This window comes from Duganella sp. S19_KUP01_CR8 (genome assembly GCF_036688705.1).
GTDB lineage: Bacteria > Pseudomonadota > Gammaproteobacteria > Burkholderiales > Burkholderiaceae_D > Rugamonas.
Genome location: NZ_JAQQPR010000023.1, coordinates 76,436 through 92,717, shown reverse-complemented (window position 1 = coordinate 92,717; position 16,282 = coordinate 76,436). Strand labels below are relative to the sequence as shown.

At 61.7% G+C, this 16,282-nt stretch carries 15 protein-coding genes; 8 read left to right on the top strand and 7 right to left on the bottom strand.

What is annotated here, in order from left to right; genetic code table 11:
- The first annotated feature begins 1 nt into the window (after window position 1).
- Window positions 2-187, top strand: coding sequence for an oxidoreductase-like domain-containing protein (locus V6M89_RS21960; RefSeq protein ID WP_332855175.1), 186 nt, complete (start codon window positions 2-4; stop codon window positions 185-187).
- A gap of 79 nt (window positions 188-266) precedes the next feature.
- On the opposite strand, the gene V6M89_RS21955 is transcribed toward V6M89_RS21960, so the two are convergent.
- From V6M89_RS21955 to V6M89_RS21945, 3 genes are all read right to left on the bottom strand, one after another.
- Window positions 267-1,934, bottom strand: a complete 1,668-nt coding sequence (locus V6M89_RS21955) for a methyl-accepting chemotaxis protein (protein WP_332855174.1) — start codon at window positions 1,932-1,934, stop codon at window positions 267-269.
- Window positions 1,935-2,029: 95 nt separating this feature from the next.
- Window positions 2,030-3,745 carry an alkaline phosphatase family protein gene (locus V6M89_RS21950; RefSeq protein WP_332855173.1) on the bottom strand — a complete coding sequence of 572 codons (1,716 nt, stop codon included), beginning with the start codon at window positions 3,743-3,745 and terminating at the stop codon, window positions 2,030-2,032.
- Entirely contained in the window at window positions 3,746-5,989 is a 2,244-nt protein-coding gene (locus V6M89_RS21945) for a TonB-dependent receptor (RefSeq protein WP_332855172.1), read from the bottom strand.
- Window positions 5,990-6,194: 205 nt separating this feature from the next.
- Here V6M89_RS21945 and V6M89_RS21940 point away from each other — a divergent pair, with 205 nt between their 5' ends.
- The gene (locus V6M89_RS21940; RefSeq protein ID WP_332855171.1) at window positions 6,195-6,488 is read left to right on the top strand and encodes a divalent metal cation transporter; all 294 of its coding nucleotides are present in this window, start codon (window positions 6,195-6,197) and stop codon (window positions 6,486-6,488) included.
- A gap of 55 nt (window positions 6,489-6,543) precedes the next feature.
- Entirely contained in the window at window positions 6,544-6,870 is a 327-nt protein-coding gene (locus tag V6M89_RS21935; RefSeq protein ID WP_332855170.1) for a hypothetical protein, read from the top strand.
- Here V6M89_RS21935 and V6M89_RS21930 read toward each other — a convergent pair.
- A complete protein-coding gene (locus tag V6M89_RS21930) occupies window positions 6,863-8,644 on the bottom strand; it encodes a putative bifunctional diguanylate cyclase/phosphodiesterase (protein ID WP_332855169.1) in 1,782 nt (593 codons plus the stop codon). The genes V6M89_RS21935 and V6M89_RS21930 overlap by 8 nt on opposite strands.
- Before the next feature lie 809 nt (window positions 8,645-9,453).
- Window positions 9,454-10,059, bottom strand: a complete 606-nt coding sequence (locus tag V6M89_RS21925; RefSeq protein WP_332855168.1) for a LysE/ArgO family amino acid transporter — start codon at window positions 10,057-10,059, stop codon at window positions 9,454-9,456.
- Window positions 10,060-10,146: 87 nt separating this feature from the next.
- Between V6M89_RS21925 and V6M89_RS21920 the strand changes: the two genes are divergently transcribed.
- Window positions 10,147-11,031 carry a LysR family transcriptional regulator ArgP gene (locus V6M89_RS21920; RefSeq protein WP_332855167.1) on the top strand — a complete coding sequence of 295 codons (885 nt, stop codon included), beginning with the start codon at window positions 10,147-10,149 and terminating at the stop codon, window positions 11,029-11,031.
- A 17-nt stretch (window positions 11,032-11,048) separates the two neighbouring features.
- On the opposite strand, the gene V6M89_RS21915 is transcribed toward V6M89_RS21920, so the two are convergent.
- Window positions 11,049-11,411: a DUF5710 domain-containing protein gene (locus V6M89_RS21915; protein WP_020701289.1), complete on the bottom strand. Its 363-nt coding sequence runs from the start codon at window positions 11,409-11,411 to the stop codon at window positions 11,049-11,051.
- Between the two features lie 104 nt (window positions 11,412-11,515).
- On the opposite strand from V6M89_RS21915, the gene V6M89_RS21910 reads away from it, so the two are divergent.
- The 3 genes from V6M89_RS21910 (at window position 11,516) to V6M89_RS21900 (ending at window position 14,205) form a co-directional block, all read left to right on the top strand.
- A complete protein-coding gene (locus V6M89_RS21910) occupies window positions 11,516-12,403 on the top strand; it encodes a bifunctional helix-turn-helix transcriptional regulator/GNAT family N-acetyltransferase (protein WP_332855166.1) in 888 nt (295 codons plus the stop codon).
- A 65-nt stretch (window positions 12,404-12,468) separates the two neighbouring features.
- Window positions 12,469-13,527, top strand: a complete 1,059-nt coding sequence (locus V6M89_RS21905; protein ID WP_332855165.1) for a hypothetical protein — start codon at window positions 12,469-12,471, stop codon at window positions 13,525-13,527.
- Between the two features lie 48 nt (window positions 13,528-13,575).
- On the top strand, window positions 13,576-14,205 hold the full coding sequence (locus tag V6M89_RS21900; protein WP_332855164.1) for a hypothetical protein: 630 nt from the start codon (window positions 13,576-13,578) through the stop codon (window positions 14,203-14,205).
- Window positions 14,206-14,278: 73 nt separating this feature from the next.
- Here the strand turns inward: V6M89_RS21900 and V6M89_RS21895 are convergent, their stop codons facing one another.
- The gene (locus tag V6M89_RS21895) at window positions 14,279-14,548 is read right to left on the bottom strand and encodes a type II toxin-antitoxin system TacA family antitoxin (RefSeq protein ID WP_332855163.1); all 270 of its coding nucleotides are present in this window, start codon (window positions 14,546-14,548) and stop codon (window positions 14,279-14,281) included.
- Window positions 14,549-14,710: 162 nt separating this feature from the next.
- Between V6M89_RS21895 and V6M89_RS21890 the strand changes: the two genes are divergently transcribed.
- Entirely contained in the window at window positions 14,711-16,276 is a 1,566-nt protein-coding gene (locus tag V6M89_RS21890) for a S10 family peptidase (RefSeq protein ID WP_332855162.1), read from the top strand.
- Window positions 16,277-16,282 lie beyond the last annotated feature (6 nt).

The window sequence follows — 16,282 nt, the reverse complement described above, 5'->3', positions numbered from 1 at the left end:
GATGGACGAGAATCAAAACAAGGCGGCCGACGATCCGATGCCGCTGCCGCCACCACCGCCGCAGCCGGGCGACTGCTGCCACAGCGGCTGCACCTTCTGCGTGGAAGACATGTACCAGGACGAACTGGAGCGCTACCGCGCCGCGCTCAAGGCTTGGCGCGAGCGGCATCCCGGCGCCGGCACCTAAGTCATTCCCGCGCACGCGGGAATCCATAGACCGCCTGCGTTCAAGCAAAGTATGGATTCCCGCCTGCGCGGGAATGACGTTAAAACGTCTCCCACTCATCAGTGGTGCCGGTCTTGGCCGGCTTCTTCAATGCCGGCCGTGCTGCGGCGACCGCCACCGTCTTGCGGCGTGGCATGGCCCGGACCACCGGCGCGCTGGACGCCAGCAACTTGAACACGCTCACCACCTCGCTCAACCTGGCCGCCTGATCCTGCATCGACTCGGCCGCCGCGGCGGCCTGCTCCACCAGCGCGGCGTTCTGCTGCGTCACCTGGTCCATCTGCACGATGGCGGTGTTGACCTGCTCGATGCCGCTGCTCTGCTCCGCGCTGGCCGACGTGATCTCGGCCATGATGTCGGTCACGCGGGTGATGCTGGCGACGATTTCCGTCATCGTCTGGCCGGCCTGCTCGACCAGCTGGGAACCGGTCTCCACCTTCTCCACCGAATCGCCGATCAGCTGCTTGATGTCCTTGGCCGCCGCCGCGCTGCGCTGCGCCAGGTTGCGCACCTCGGACGCCACCACCGCGAAACCGCGCCCCTGCTCGCCGGCGCGCGCCGCTTCCACGGCGGCATTCAACGCCAGGATATTGGTCTGGAAAGCGATGCCGTCGATGACGGAAATAATGTCGACGATCTTGCGCGACGATTCGTTGATCGACGCCATGGTGCCGACCACCTGCCCCACCACGTCGCCGCCCTTGACCGCGATGCCGGACGCCGACTGCGCCAGCACGTTGGCCTGGCGCGCATTGTCGGCGTTCTGCTTGACGGTGCTGGTCAGCTCCTCCATCGACGACGCGGTCTCTTCCAATGAGCTGGCCTGCTCCTCGGTGCGCGCCGACAAATCCTGGTTGCCGCTGGCGATCTGGCTCGACGCCGTGGCGATGGTGTCGGTGCCGCTGCGCACCTGGCTGACCAATGTTTGCAGATTGCCCGTCATGTCCTTGAGCGCCTGCATCAGCTGGCCCGTCTCGCAGGCGGACTTGACGTCGATGGTGCGCGTCAGGTCGCCGCCGGCGACGTCGCGCGCCAGCGCCACCGCTTCCTGCAACGGTGTCGCGACGATGCGCGCCACCCACATCGCCAGCGCCATGCCGATCACGATATTGAACGACAGCAGCACGATGGCGGTCCAGCGGGCATTCTTGAAGGTGTCGGTGGCGGCCTTGCTGGCGGCATCGCCGCCCTCCGCGTTCAGCTTGACCAGCTTGTTGGCGATGGCGGTCAGTTCGCCGAGGACCTTGGCCGAGGCGCCGCTGGCCACCGCGCGCGCCTCGACTTTCTGGTTGGCGCGCGACAAGGTCATCATCTTGCCGTGCTCGCCCAGGAAGGCGGCCAGGCTGGCATCGAATTCACCGGCCAGCGTTTTTTCCTCCGGGCTGGTGATCAGTTTTTCAAAGCCATCACGATGCGCCTTGAGGGTCGCCATGGTGTCGTCCATGCGCTTTTCGTAGCCGGCCATGCCTTGCGGATCTTCGTTGAGCAGATGCGCCAGTTCCCAGCGCCGGTAATCGCCGACGTCGGCGCGCAGCTCGAGCACCGCGCGCACGCTGGGCATCCAGCTTTCCGCCAGGTCGGTCGAGGCTTGATTGACCTGGCCCATCGACAGGATGGAACACACACCCATCACCAGTGTCAGCAACAGCACGGCGCCGAAAGACACTATCAACTTGGTGGCTATCTTCAGGTCGTAAAACCATTTCATGGCGGTCTCCTCATCTCAGCCTGGGCCGTCCAGTATGCAACGATGTGGAGCCCGCCACCAGAGGCAACACCGGCTTGTGTTGCGCAAGCAACAGGTCAATGGCGGGGGCTGGAAAAGTCGAACAGATTCATCAGATCGCCGATGGCCGGACGGTTGCGCGGCACGTAAGGCGAAGTCTTGTCGTGGACAGGATTGGGCAAGTTGTCGCGGCTGCGCGCCGACAGCGGCGGCAGCGACCAGTTGCGCTCGATGAACTTGGCGATCGAGGCGTGGTCGTAATAAGTGTGGTCGACCGCGCCCTTTTTAGCCCACGGCGAAATGGCCAGCAGCGGAATGCGGGTGCCGTCGCCGAAAAAGTCGATCGCCTGCACATAGCCGGAATCGTAATAGCCGCCGCCCTCGTCGAAGGTGACCAGGATGACGGTGTTTTTCCACAGCGCGGGATTGGCCTGCACGCGCTCCAGCACGCCGGCCACCAGTTCGTCGAAGCTGGTTTCCATCGCGTAGCCGGGATGGCCGGAGATGCTGTCGTACGGAGCGATCACCGCCACCGACGGGAAGCTGGCGGCGTCCTTGACGTCGACATAGAACTGCATCAGGTCAACCAGCTTGTCCTTGTCCGGGCCGTTCATCGTCGAGCTGAAGAAGGTCGGCGTGTCGCACATGCCGCAGTATTCCTTGTCGACTTTCTTGCCGTCGTTGCGGCCGCCGCTATACCACTTCCACGACACGCCGCCGGCCGTCAGCGCATCGCCGATGTGCGGCATCGCTTGCGGCGGCAACAGGAATTTATCCGGGCCCAGCGGCAGCGGCTCGCCCAGCGGGCCGAATGCGGGGTCGAGATTGTTGACCATGTAGTAGTGGCCGGGCGCGCAGTTGCCGTCGTTGAAGGCCGGGTACGGCAGTTGCGCCAGCAGCGCGCGGATGCCGGCCACGCCGGGCTGCGCCGGATCGGAACAATTGACGTAGGTGCCGCCGCGATAGCCGTCCTCGGTGTACCAGTTGTTGGTGCCGGGCTGGGCGTCCGGGTTTTCGATCTGCCTGGCTGGCGGCACGGCGGCCTTGCCGTCTTCCGTGTAGTAGCCGACATCGGCCGTGGCCAGCGCGAAGTAGTTGGCGGTGGTGCCGCCCATGATGGGTTGATGGTAGTTGTCGGCGATGGCGTACTGGTCGGCCAGGCGCTTGAACAGCGGCGCGTCGCCGCGCGCCATATTGTAGAAGCCCATGGCGACCGCGCCCTGTCCGGTCTTGCCGGGCGCTAGCGGCGCCGGATTGCTGGGGCCCGGACCGGTCTGGTCGGCCACCCAGACGAACAAGTCGTTCTTGCCGCCGTCAACCTGCTGCCACATCTGGAAGAAGCGGTGGGTCGGATCGCCGGTGTGGGCGCCGTAGCCGACGTGGTGGGTGATCTGGAACGGGCCGTTGGGCAGGTTGGACGGAAAGCGCGCATCGGCCACGTCCTGCCGCTGGCCGAGAGCGCCCCAGGCCCAGGGCTGGGGCAAGGTGCCGTAGATGCCGTTGAATTCCGGCGTAGGCGTGTAGGCGCCGCTGGACAGGCCCAGCTTCTGCGCCGCGTCCGCGAAGCGCGGCCCCGGCGTGCCGTCCCTGTTGACGATTTTCTTCGACAACAGGTTGGCCACCGTCTGGCCCTTCTTCGGCTCATACACACCGTACAGATTATCGAAAGTACGGTTCTCGCCGACCAGCACAATCACGTGCTGAATCGGCGTGGTGGCCGCCCCGCTGGCCGCTGCGGCGGCCGACGCCTGTAGTATCAGCGTCAACCCACCGCAGACCAGCGAGCGCACCATTTACAGCTTGCCGTTCAGCGTGATGAACACTTGACGCGGCGCGCCGGTCAGCAGCGTTTGCGCGGTGCCGGCGACATCGCTGGCCTGGAAGCCGTTGGTGCCGATCGAGCTGATGTACTGCTTGTCGAACAGGTTGGTGACGTTGACTTGCAGCGACAGGTCTTTCAGCATGCCCAGCGATTTCATCTTGTAGCCAGCCGACAGGTTAGCCAGCCAGAACGATGGCACGCCGCCGTCGTTCAGGTAGGTGTAGTAACGCTTGCCGGTGTACTTGCCGCCGACGCGCGCGAACCAGGTGCCGCTTTCATACGAGGCTTCGGTGTTGAACAGCGAACGCGGCGCATCGACCACTTGTTTGCCGCTGACAGCCACCAGGTTGACGCCGTCCTGGTAGTTCGACTTGTACTTGGAATCGTTGAAGGTGTACGAGTTGAACCAGCTGATTTCGCGGTTGAACTTCCACACGGCGATCGCTTCCAGACCCTTGGTGTCGACCTTGCCGACGTTGACGAAGGTCGATGGGCAACCGACGATGCCGGCGCAGGTGGCAACGCTCAGCTGGCGGTCGTCGAAGCGGGCGTTGTAGACCGCCACCGAACCCTGGATGTCGGCGCGCTTGAAGCGGTAGCCGAGGTCGATGTTGACCGAGGTTTCAGGCTTGAGCTTGGAGATGCCGGCGTTGTAGGCGGCCTGGGTCTGCGAGAACGGACCGCTGACGCCCGGCTGGAAGGCGCGCATGTTTTTCGATGCGGAAGCGAACACTTCGTCGTCGGCGCTGATGGCGTAGTTGACGCCGGCCTGCGGCAGGAATTTCTTCTCTGCGTCGAGGTCGCCGGCGGCGCGGGTGCCGATGATGTTGGTGGCCTTGATGTCCACGTCCATCGCCTTGAAGCCGGCGTTGAACTTCAGCTTGCCGTCCATGGCGCTGAAGGTGTCGGCCACGTAGTACTGCGCGGTGGTGGTGACGAAGTTCTGCTTGAAGTCGGTGCGGAACGGATTCGCCAGGAAGAACATGGTGTCGGCAGGACCGGTCACCTTGTAGTAGTTGCGGCTGACGTTGTGGTTGCTGCGCTCGCCCCACAGGCCGGCGGTGATGGTGTGGCTGCCCAGTTCCCAGGTCAGGTCGCTGGTGACGCCGTCGCGGCCGATCGAGTACTCGGTGGTGCGCAGCGAGATCGGGTTGGCGGCGTCGGTCGCCACGTAGGGCGTGTACCAGTGGCCCTGGCCGTCGTTGTCGTGGTGGTAGACGGTGGTCTTGAGTTCGATCGACGGACCGAAGTTCAGGGCCAGGGTCAGGCCGCCGATGGTGTCCTTGCGCAGGCCGCCGGCCGAGTAGTAGGCGTCGTCCATGCTGTTGACGCCGCCGCTGTAGACGCCCTTGGCGGCGTTGACGGCGCGCTGCCAGTCAGGCTGGTAGTTGTCCCAGCCGTAGCCCAGGCGACGCACCATTTCCAGCGACACGTCCTGGTAGTCGACTTCGCGGCGGTCGGAATAGTTGAGGAAACCGGTCAGGCTGTTTTCGCCGAAGTTGAACACGAACTTCGAGTTCAGCTGATCCTGGTCCTGGCCGCCTTCGCCCTTGGTCTTGTCGGTGCGCTGGCGGGTGCCGCTGATGTAGGCCTTGACGACGTTGTTGATCAGGCCGGTATCGACGCGGGCGAAGGTGCGCGACGTCGAATCGCTGCCGAAGGTTTGCGCGAAGGTCAGGCCGCGCTCGTTGGCCGGCGCCAGCGTGAAGAATTGCACGGTGCCGCCCAGGTTGCTGGTCGAGGCGGTGCCGACCGCGCCCGCGCCTTGCGACACGGTGACGTTGCCGACGTTTTCCGACGAGATGGCGCGGCTGATGTGCAGGCCGTTGTTGTTACCGTAGCTCATGTCGCCCAGCGGCACGCCGTCCAGCGTGAAGCCCAGCTGGTTCTGGTTGAAGCCGCGCACGCTGAAGCGGGTCGACCACTCGTAGGCGCCGAACGGATCGGCGGACTGGAAGTTCACGCCCGGCAGTTTTTCCAGGACTTTCAGCGGGCTGGTGCCCGGCAGCGCTTCGGCCAGGTCGGCCTTGTTGATGTTCTGCACCTGGCGCGACTGGCCACGGCCGGTGATTTCCACCGTTTGCACAGGGCCGATGATGGCGCCGGCCACAGAGCTGTCGGCGGCGGCATCGGCCGCGTCGGCGGCGTAAGCGTGGCAAGCGATGGCTTGCAGGACCACCAGGCACAAAGGTTTCAGAGGGAAGCGCTGTTGCATGATTTATTCTTCTTTCTTGCTGGTTAGTGTGGACTTAGACTGGAAACTAAACTCGCAAGATTGTAGGAACTGCATGTGACGCGGCGATGACGGGAATGTGACTAATTGGTGACATGGCAACATTCCTCCACTCGCCCTAAGTACGCGAACGTACGGACCGCCGGCCGGTGCCCGCCTTAGCATGGTCGTCAACAGGGAGAATTTGATGAACATGACCAAGCCGCAGCAAACCAGCAAACAAGACGGCTATCCGCTGATGATGGGCATCCGGGCGATCAGCGCGCGCCTCGGCCACGTCAAGTGGCTGACACTGGCCCTGCTGGCCTATATCGTCACCGCGCTGACGCTCAAACTGCCGTGGCTGACCTTGCTGCACGACGCGCTGCTGCCCAAGCTGTCCTGGCAGGCGGCCTACATCACGGCGCTGGTGGCGATCTTCGGCACCACCATCAGCCCCTACCTGTTTTTCCGGCAGGTGCCGCAGAAAATCGAGGACTAGCACGCCGGGAAAATAATCGGGTAAGCTGGGGCTTCATCCTTGGAGGAGCTCACCCATGCTGCGATTCTGTGCATTGCTGATGGCGGGATTGTTGTCGCTGTCGGCGCTGGCGTTCGAACGGCCGTTTCCGGCCAATGCCCTGCGCGGGAAAATGACGCCCGGCTATTTCCCCGATGTGAGCATCGACGGCAAGCCGCGCCAGCTGTCACCCGCCGCGCGCATCTTCAACCGCGACAATATGATCGAAATGCCGGCCGGATTGCGCGGCAGCGACATCGTGGTCAACTACACGGTGGACTTCCAGGGCTTTATCGACCGCATCTGGATCCTGACCGCCGAGGAAGCGGCGCAAAAGCTGCCCACTGCGGCCGATACTAAATAGCGAAGTTGTCAATGTGCGGCCTGTCGAGCAGGCCGTCCGCAAAAACCAGCAGTTCCTCCGCCGGGATCGGCCGGGAAATATGGTAGCCCTGCAGGTAATGGCAACCCATCTTTTCCAGGATGGCCGCCTGGCCGGCGGTTTCCACGCCCTCCGCCACCAGCTGCAAGCCCAGGCTGTGCCCCATCGCGATGATGGCGTGCACCAGGTTGTTGCTGCGCTCGCTGTGCTCGATATCCATCACGAAGGCGCGGTCTATCTTCAGCGTGTTCAGGTGGAACTGGGTCAGGTAGCTGAGCGAGGAATAGCCGGTACCGAAATCGTCCAGCGAAATGCTGATGCCCAGCGAGCGCAATTGCGCCAGCACCGCCTGCACCTGGCCGCCATCGTCGATCAGCACCCGCTCGGTCAGCTCCAGCTCCAACTGGCGCGCCGCCAGGCCGTTGCTGGCCAGCGCCTGCCGCACCAAGCCGACAAACGCCGGATCGGCCAGTTGCCAGGCCGAGACGTTGATGCTGATGGTGATCTCGCCCAACGGGCTGGCCTTCCACTGCGCCACCTGGCGGCAAGCCTGGTTCAGCACCCAGGTGCCAAGTTCGACGATCATGCCGCTATCTTCGGCGACTGGTATGAAACGGTCCGGCGGAACCGCGCCCAGCAAGGCGCTGTCCCAGCGCAACAGCGCCTCCACCTTGGTCAGTTTGCCGGTGTGGGAGTTGGTGATGGCCTGGTAAACCAGGCGGAACTCGCCGGCCTCGATGGCGCCGCGCAAGGCGCCGTCGATCACCAGCGCATCCTTGGCGGCGGCGTTCATGGCGTCGTTGAAGAAACGCATTTCGCCGCGCCCCGCCTTCTTGGCTTCGTACATGGCGATGTCGGCGTTGCGGATGAGCGTATCGCTATCGTTGCCGTGCAAGGGATAGCAGGCGATGCCCACGCTGGCCGACACGCCGATCGCGTGGTGCGACAGGTTGAAACAGTCGGACATGGTGGCGATGATGCCGGCCGCGCAGTCGCTGGCGGTTTTCTCGCTGCCTCCCGCTGGCAAGCCGGGCAGGACGACGATGAATTCGTCGCCGCCGAACCGGGCCAGCACGTCCTGCGGACGCAGGATGGCGTGCAGGCGGCGCGCGAACTGGCGCAGCAATTCGTCGCCGACGGCATGGCCGAAGGAATCGTTGACGCGCTTGAACTTGTCCAGGTCGATGAACAGCACGGCGCATTCATTGCGGTCGAAGGCGGCGTTCGCGAGCTCCTCCTCCAGCCGTTTGGACAGCGCATGGCGGTTGAAATAGCCGGTGACGGGATCGATGCGGGCCGCCTGATACAACAGATCGTCCTTCTTTTTGCGCTCGCTGATGTCCAGCAACTGGACCAGGCAATACGTACGGCCGCGCTCTTCGTAAGGAGAGCCTAGCATTTCAACTGGCAATTTATTGCCATTATGCAATGTCACGACGGCGGTATCGACGATGGGGTAATGGACGCCCTCGGTCACGAACTGGCTGAAATAATGGTCCGCCATCTCACGCGTGAGACCGGGAAGCAAGTCCGTGACATGGCGGCCGATCAGATCCGCCGGGGCATTAAAGCCCAGCAAACGGGCGCAGCGCTCATTGGCCACCATGACATAGCCGCGGCGGTCGCGTATCAAAAAACCATTGCTCAGGCTATCGATGGTTCGGGCGTAGCGTTGCTGGATCTCATCCTGTACCGCATAAATCAACCCCAGCATGCTGAGGGTTTTTAATATCGTGGTGCCGACAAACCAGATCAAATATAACTCGGGCCCCAGCGTTAACGCGCTGAGCAGGTTAAAACCGCCACGCAAGATCAAGGTAATACCCAACAGGCGATAGCGGTTTTTATTCCTGATCAGGCGTTGACCGCACCAGAGCATCATCATGCCTAATATGGCGGTGCTGCCGGGAGCGATAATGGCCGGGTTACTAAACCAGACAATACCCGATATCGCGGCGATCAATATACCGGCAGGCAATATCCAGCGTATTTGATAGCGGTATAACTCTCCCAAGAAAAACTTGGTACCGCTCCAATAACCTATCAGGCCGGCGCTAAGCAGCACGGCGCATAGTTGAATACGCAGGGTTTCGGAAAATACACGGTCGCCGATGAACCAGATAATAATTCCGCTCATTACCGACAACTGCCCCAGCCCCCAGAACAGGGCATGTTTTTCCTTGCGTTGCATAAGCCACAGGAAAATAAGCAATGTACTCAGAATAGCGTCCGCCGCAAAGGCGGCCGCTACTGCGGAGAGGTGGGCGTAATTACTGAGGTCCGTGCTCATATATATCGGCCGTCTTCTGGCTCGGAATCCTGAAGAACTGTTTTTGAGGTAACTATCTCCATTGTATGCCGAACGGCTGCGCTGGCGGTATCTCGGGCCGGATACGGTGTTGCCGATTGGCACAATGCGCCTGTCCGCCAGAAAAAGCCCCGGGAACCATGCTTTTTATGCCAAAAATTGGCATGTACTTGCCAATTTTCAGCTTGGCTAGCCCTGCCCCAGCGCAGCGCGCGGATAGGCAGTGACGCCGCTTGTTGCCGATCTATTCAATTACATCAAGCGAATAAGGAGATAGCCAGACCCCACATTACCAGTGCGATCACAGCATCCAGTATTTGCCACGCGCGTGGCTTGGCAAACACCGGGGTTAAATAACGGGCGCCCAACCCCAGGCTGCTAAACCACAATAAAGAAGCAAGCATGGCGCCCAATGCAAAATACAGGCGCCCATTGCCGGCCTGCTGCCCGCCAATCGAGCCAAGTAATACGACGGTATCCAGATAGACATGCGGATTCAATAAACTGAATGCCAACATGGCGGCGATAACCGTGCGACGGTCGCCGGCCGGGACGCTGTCGCCAGCCGTCATTGCGCCGGGATTCAAAGCCGAACGGGCAGCTCGCAATCCATACCAGAATAAAAAGCCGCCGCCAGCGATCTTAATCCAGAATAAAAGCGCCGGCGCTTCCGTAATCAGCTGGCCCATGCCGGCCACGCCCGCGCCGATTAAAACGACATCGCAGACTACGCAAATAGCGATGCAGGTCAGCACAAATTCCCTTTTCAACGCTTGCCTCAGTAAATAAGCATTTTGCGAACCGATAGCGACGATCAGGCTACCTCCCAGACCGATTCCCTTTAAAAAAGCAGTAACTTCCATATTTTTCTCCCAGAACGAAGGTGACAGCTTACTTAGCCAGAGAAGATAAGTATAATTAATATTATTGACCAAATATTAGAGCGGCTAATGAAGCAGGTAGACTATCGCGGCCTGGCGGCGCTGGATGCCGTCATCGATCATGGAAGCTTTGACAAGGCGGCCCTGGCCTTGTCGATCACGCAATCCGCCGTCTCGCAGCGGATACGCATGCTGGAAAACAGCGCCGGCGAACTGCTGATCGTGCGCAGCCAGCCGCCCTCGCCCACCGAGGCCGGCCAGCGGCTGATCGCCCATTACCGCCAAGTGCGCCTGCTGGAGGCGGCGCTGCTCCACCGCCCGGAATTGGGCGAAGCGCGACCGGAGATCGCCATCGCCGTCAACGCCGACAGCGCCGCAACCTGGGTGCAGGAAGCGGTAACGCCGCTGATGCACAGCGGCCAGTGCCTGCTCCACATCCGCCTGGACGACCAGGACCATACGCTGACCATGTTGCGGGAAGGCCGGGTGTTCGGCTGCGTGACCAGCGAATCGGCGCAAGTTGCCGGAACCACGTCGACGCCGCTGGGGATCATGCGCTACCACTGCGTCGCCAGCCCGGCGTTTGCCCAGCGCTGGTTCCCGGACGGCATGACGGCCGCCGCCGTGCAACTGGCGCCGGCGCTGAATTTCGACCGCAAAGATGCGCTGCAAGAACGCTACATCGCCCGCCGCACCGGCTACAGCGGCCACTATCCACATCACTCTCTGGCCAGTTCGGATGGTTTTGTACGGTTTATCGAGGCGGGTTTCGGCTACGGCATGGTGCCGCTCTTGCAGTGCGAGCAGCAATTGAAGGCGGGAACGCTGGTGGAAATGACGCCCGGCGACACGCTGGATGTGCCGCTGATCTGGCACCGCTGGGATATCCAGACGGCGCTTACCCGGTCATTGTCGGACAATATGATCGCTACAGCACGCAAATGGCTGCTTTAAGGCCCAGGCCTTGCGGATCAGGCGCGCAGTGCCGACAGCATCTGATCGACGCTGTCGTGGGCGGCTTGCCAGCCGGAACTGGCGAGCACCGGCGCGCAGACCGGACATGCCTCGAAGGGATTACAGTCGTGCGGCAATTCCTGGTAAAACTTGCCCACCACCGACTTGCCCACATACGAATCGACCGACAAGGGCTTGGCTTTCGGCGCCACCGAGGCCTTGGCCGGCAGGAAATCGGCGCCGCCGGGGGCCAGCCAGCGTTCGAAGGGTTCGGTCGGCTTGCCGTCGGGAACGTACCACGCCTTGCGCTCGCCGTTCCAGCGTGCGCCCAGGGCCTTGGCTTCATCTTTTTCCGCAAACGGAACTTTTAAAAACATCATCGTCGCTACTCCGCTAATGGAAGCTGCCATTTTACATGCACGCCCGGTTGACTGCACCGCACTTCGTCGATATAGTTGCCAAAAGCAAGCACATGGAGAAAGCCATGCATCAGGACATGCAACAGCAAGCCGACGTCGTGCGTCAGTTCAACCGCTACTACACGGTCCACCTGGGCCTGCTGCGCGGGCGCTACCTGGACACGGACTATTCGCTCAGCGAAGGCCGCATCATGTACGAACTGTCGATGAATCCCGGCTGCACCGCCAACCATCTGCGCAACAAGCTGGGCCTGGATGCCGGCTACATGAGCCGCCTGGTGCGTTCGCTCAGCGAGCGCGGCCTGATCAACGGCGTGCGTTCGGAACAGGACAAGCGCGCCACCCTGCTGAGCCTGACCGATGCGGGCCAGGTCGTCATCGCCGACATCAACCATCGCGTCTCGGCGGAAACAGTGCGCATGCTGGGCCAGCTGGGTGAATCGCAGCGCACGGAATTGCTGGACGCGATGCGCAAGGTGCAGCACATCCTGTCGACCCCGGCCACGCGCGTGGTCCGCGCCACCGCCGCCCAGCTCGACGACGCACGGCATCTGCTGTACGAATATTTCGACCTGATCAACGTCGTGCTGCGCGACGACGACGACGCCATCCGCGCCTTCCTCAACGACGCCAGCGCGGCCATGTGGATCGCCTACGTGGACGGTGTGCCGGCCGCCTGCGTGGCCATGCGTGCGCTGTCGGAAGTGGCAGGCGCGGCCGAATGCAAGCGCTTGTATGTGGTAGACCGTTTCCGCCGGCGCGGTCTGGCCGAAGCGCTGATGCAGGTGCTGGAAAGCCACGCCGCGCAAGCCGGCTACAACGCCGTCTACCTCGACACCAAGGACGACCTGCACGCGGCGATCCGGCTGTACGAACAGCTGGGCTACGAACGCTGCGAGCGCTACAACGACAATCCGCAGGCGACCATCTTCATGCGCAAACGCCTGCGCTGAGGCGTGCGGCGGCTTCTGTGACGAAGGGGTAATATTGTAAAATATACACTTCGCCATGAAATCTGATGAAAACCTTGCTTACCGTGGCCGCCGGCTGCCTCGCCCTGTCGCTGCCGGCCGTGAGCGGGGCGGCGGATAAGGATGTATTTTCCGGCATTTATTCCACCATCGATCCGCACACGGGCGCGGAAGTGGATATGCTGAAGATCCAGAAATTTTTGGACGACGGGTACACCGTCTTCATCAACGCCGGCGCTTGGTCCGGCCCGAATGAAGGCAAGATCGGAGAGCCGTCCGAACAGTGGGCCATGCCCGGCCCCTTCCCCCACGATCCCAAGGTTGTCACGCTGTCGGTGGAGGGCTTGGGGGCCTTGTATCAGTTGCCGCAAGGCGTATTCTCCCGCGCCGGCAAATCCGAGACGGGCTACCTGACGCATATGGTGCAACTGGGAACGATAGAATTGAAGCGTCGTCCGCTCGTCGCCGATCACCAGGAGCGCGGCGAACGCGGCGTGAACGACTACCAGCCGCAGGCTACGGAGCAGAAGGTCGAGGTCAGCGCCTTGAACTACAGCGGGAAAAATATCCAGATCGGCCTGAGCGCGGCGTCCAACAAGAAAAACGCGGTCGATACCGATCCACTGCATCCCTACATGAGCAGCGTACCGAGTTGCTGCTTCTACCTGCCGAAGACATGGAATGCATCGCTGCGCGTCAACGTCGAGTACCGCTCGCTGCCGGACGGGAAGTTGACGACCGTGCCGCTGGCGGTGCCGAAATATGACAGCCCCCGCACGCTGTGGGTTGCCGTGCAGCCGGACGGCCGCATGGAAATCAGCTTCCCCAAATCGTATCTGGACGACGACAAGCAGCGCACGATGCCAGCGCCGCCGCCCGCAGAACGCGCGGCCATCCAGGCCTGGCAGTTAAAGCGCTACAAGGAAGCCGTCGCGGACTTGTCCCAGCAGCTGAAAAAATCGCCCGAAAGCGTGCGCAACCAATTCCGGGAAGACCTGATCGCGCGCCGGCAAATGGTGCGGTACACCGAGGTCCTGAACGCCTGCACGCAAGCGCGCAAGCAATGCGAGATGGAGGCGCAAGCGCAAGCCAAGGATATCCATTGACCTGTGGTCTGTGAGAAAATCCCGGATTGGATTCTACTCGCGACAACAATGCCCATCATCGAACCTATCACCCTGACGCTGGCCGAACTGGCCAGCCGTTGGAACAAGACCTCCAGCCAGCTGATCGAACAAGGCCTGCCGATGTATTTCTACTTCGACGGACTGGTGTTCGACTTCAGCGACAAATGGCACCGCGCCAACGGCGACGTGAACGAACAGCAGGATCTGGAAGCGCATCAACTGCGCCTGTCCACGGTCGACCTGGACCTGCAACGACAAGCGCTGCACAAGCGCGGCCTGCTGAAGCTGACGCAATGGGAAGACGCGCTCAGCGACGACGGCCTGCGCAACCTGCAAGCCGAGTCCGACCGTCTGCACAAGGAAGTTGAACGCCTGACGGCGCTGGTGAAAGAACGCAACGAAGAGCGCCAGCGTCACGTCCGCAACGGCCTGTTGCGCGCCGCCCCGCGCACGCTGCGCGACATCGCCCAGCATGGCAAGACCAAGTTCCCGCAGTTCGCCTTCATGCCGAATTCGCCAGGCGGCAACGAGAAGATTGCCGGCGGCGCCGTGGTGGCGCTGGAAGATGGCTTCCCGGTGAAGGAGTTTCTGGCCGAGGCTGATCTGGTGATTGCGATGCTGGATGTGCGGGAAGCAGAAGCAAACGATAAGTCCTGAGACTGCTCTATGCTGGCGGAAACTGCTTGATTGGCATGAACAAAGTCAACGGATCAGAGACTAAAGGGACAAATCATGTACTTCCGTCAGCGGTGCTATCGAGTGTGCCATGTTGAACTTTGGTCTTGTGCCGTTCAAATGCTCGCACCAACTTGTCATTCGCTGGACGCGGATTATCAAGCAACTCGACGAATAAGGCGGCATCTTCGCGCGAGAAGACAATCACCCGCTCACGGTCGATAATTTTGTCAGCCTTCTCCAGCGCCGCTTGAACCAAGAACTGGTATAACGTCGCACCGGTCAGGTCGGCAGCTTCCTGCATGCCTCGCTCTACGGTGTCCATAGCAGAAGCTCCTCATATCAGCGGCGATCTCGCGATTAAGAATAGCACGCTGGCGCCAAAATGGCACCCAGTGGAAGCCTCCGACAAAACCTGACCAGCAGCAACTGGACTGCAAGCCCGAAGCTGAACTACTATTGGTTATTTCACCTCCGGGAGTTGTGTATGAAATCCAAGCTTGCCATGTTGCTGCTGGTGTTGAGCGCGACCGTCTCCGCGCAGGATGCGGAACCCGCGGCCGCAGCGTCAGCGCCCGCCACCGCTGCGGCTACACCGGCACTCGGCAAGGAACGCGCTGCCGATCTGCTGGCCCATGAGCGCGTGCTCAAGGCCGACACGCAGGTCAGCAAAACGGCGCAGGTCGTCATCAAGGGCAAGAGCGTTCCATACAAAGTGACAGCCGGTACCCAGCCGGTGTGGGACAAGGACGGCAAGGTGATCGCATCGCTGTTCTACACCTACTACCAGCGCACCGACGTGGCCGACAAAAGCCGGCGCCCGCTGGTGCTGTCGTTTAACGGCGGGCCGGGCTCGGCGTCGGTGTGGATGCATATCGCCTACACCGGTCCCAAACTGTTGAACCTCGATGCCGAAGGCTATCCAACCCAGCCTTACGGCGTGCACGACAATCCGCACTCCATCCTCGACGTCGCGGATATCGTTTATATCGATCCGGTCAACACCGGCTTCTCGCGCGTCCTGGACGGCAAGAACGACCGCGCCCGCTTCTTCGGCGTCAATGCCGATATCGCCTATCTGGCGGAATGGGTCAGCGCCTTCGTTTCGCGCGAAGGCCGCTGGACCTCGCCCAAATATCTGATCGGCGAAAGCTATGGCACTTCGCGCGTGGCAGGCCTGGCGCTGGAACTGCAAAATGCGCAGTGGATGTATCTGAACGGCGTGGTGCTGGTGTCGCCAACCGAGCTGGGCCTGAAGCGCGAAGGTTCGGTAGGCGTGGCGCTGGCGCTGCCCTATTTTGCCGCCACCGCCTGGTACCAGAAAGTGCTGCCTGCGGACCTGCAAAGCCGCGACCTGAAAGACGTGCTGCCGGAAGTCGAAGCCTTCACCGTCGACGAACTGCTGCCGGCGCTGGCCAAGGGCGGCTTCCTCGATCCGCAGAAAAAAGCCCAGATCGCCGCCAAGATGGCGCGCTACTCGGGCCTGTCGGAAACCTTCCTGCTGCAGCACAACCTGTCGGTGCCGCCTGAACATTTCTGGAAGGAGTTGCTGCGCGCGCAGGGCAAGACCGTCGGCCGCCTCGACTCGCGCTACCTGGGCATCGACAAGAGCGATACCGGCAACGCGCCCGACTACAACGCCGAGCTGAGTTCGTGGCTGCATTCGTTCACGCCGGCCATCAACCAGTACCTGCGCAACGAGCTGCAGTTCAAGACCGACCTCAAGTACGCGCTGTTCGGCGACGTCCATCCATGGGATTTCAAGAACGAAAAAACGGGCGACAATCTGCGTCTGGCGATGGCCGCCAATCCGTACCTGAAGGTGATGATACAGTCCGGCTACTACGACGGCGCCTGCACCTATTTCGACGCCAAGTACACCATGTGGCAGCTCGATCCTAGCGGCAAAATGAAAGACCGCCTGCGCTTTGAAGGCTACCGCAGCGGCCACATGATGTATCTGCGTTCGGAAGACCTGGCCACGTCCAACGAAGACCTGCGCGACTTCATCCGCAAGGCGACGCCAGCGCCGAACGCGCCGGCAAAGTACTAATAAAAA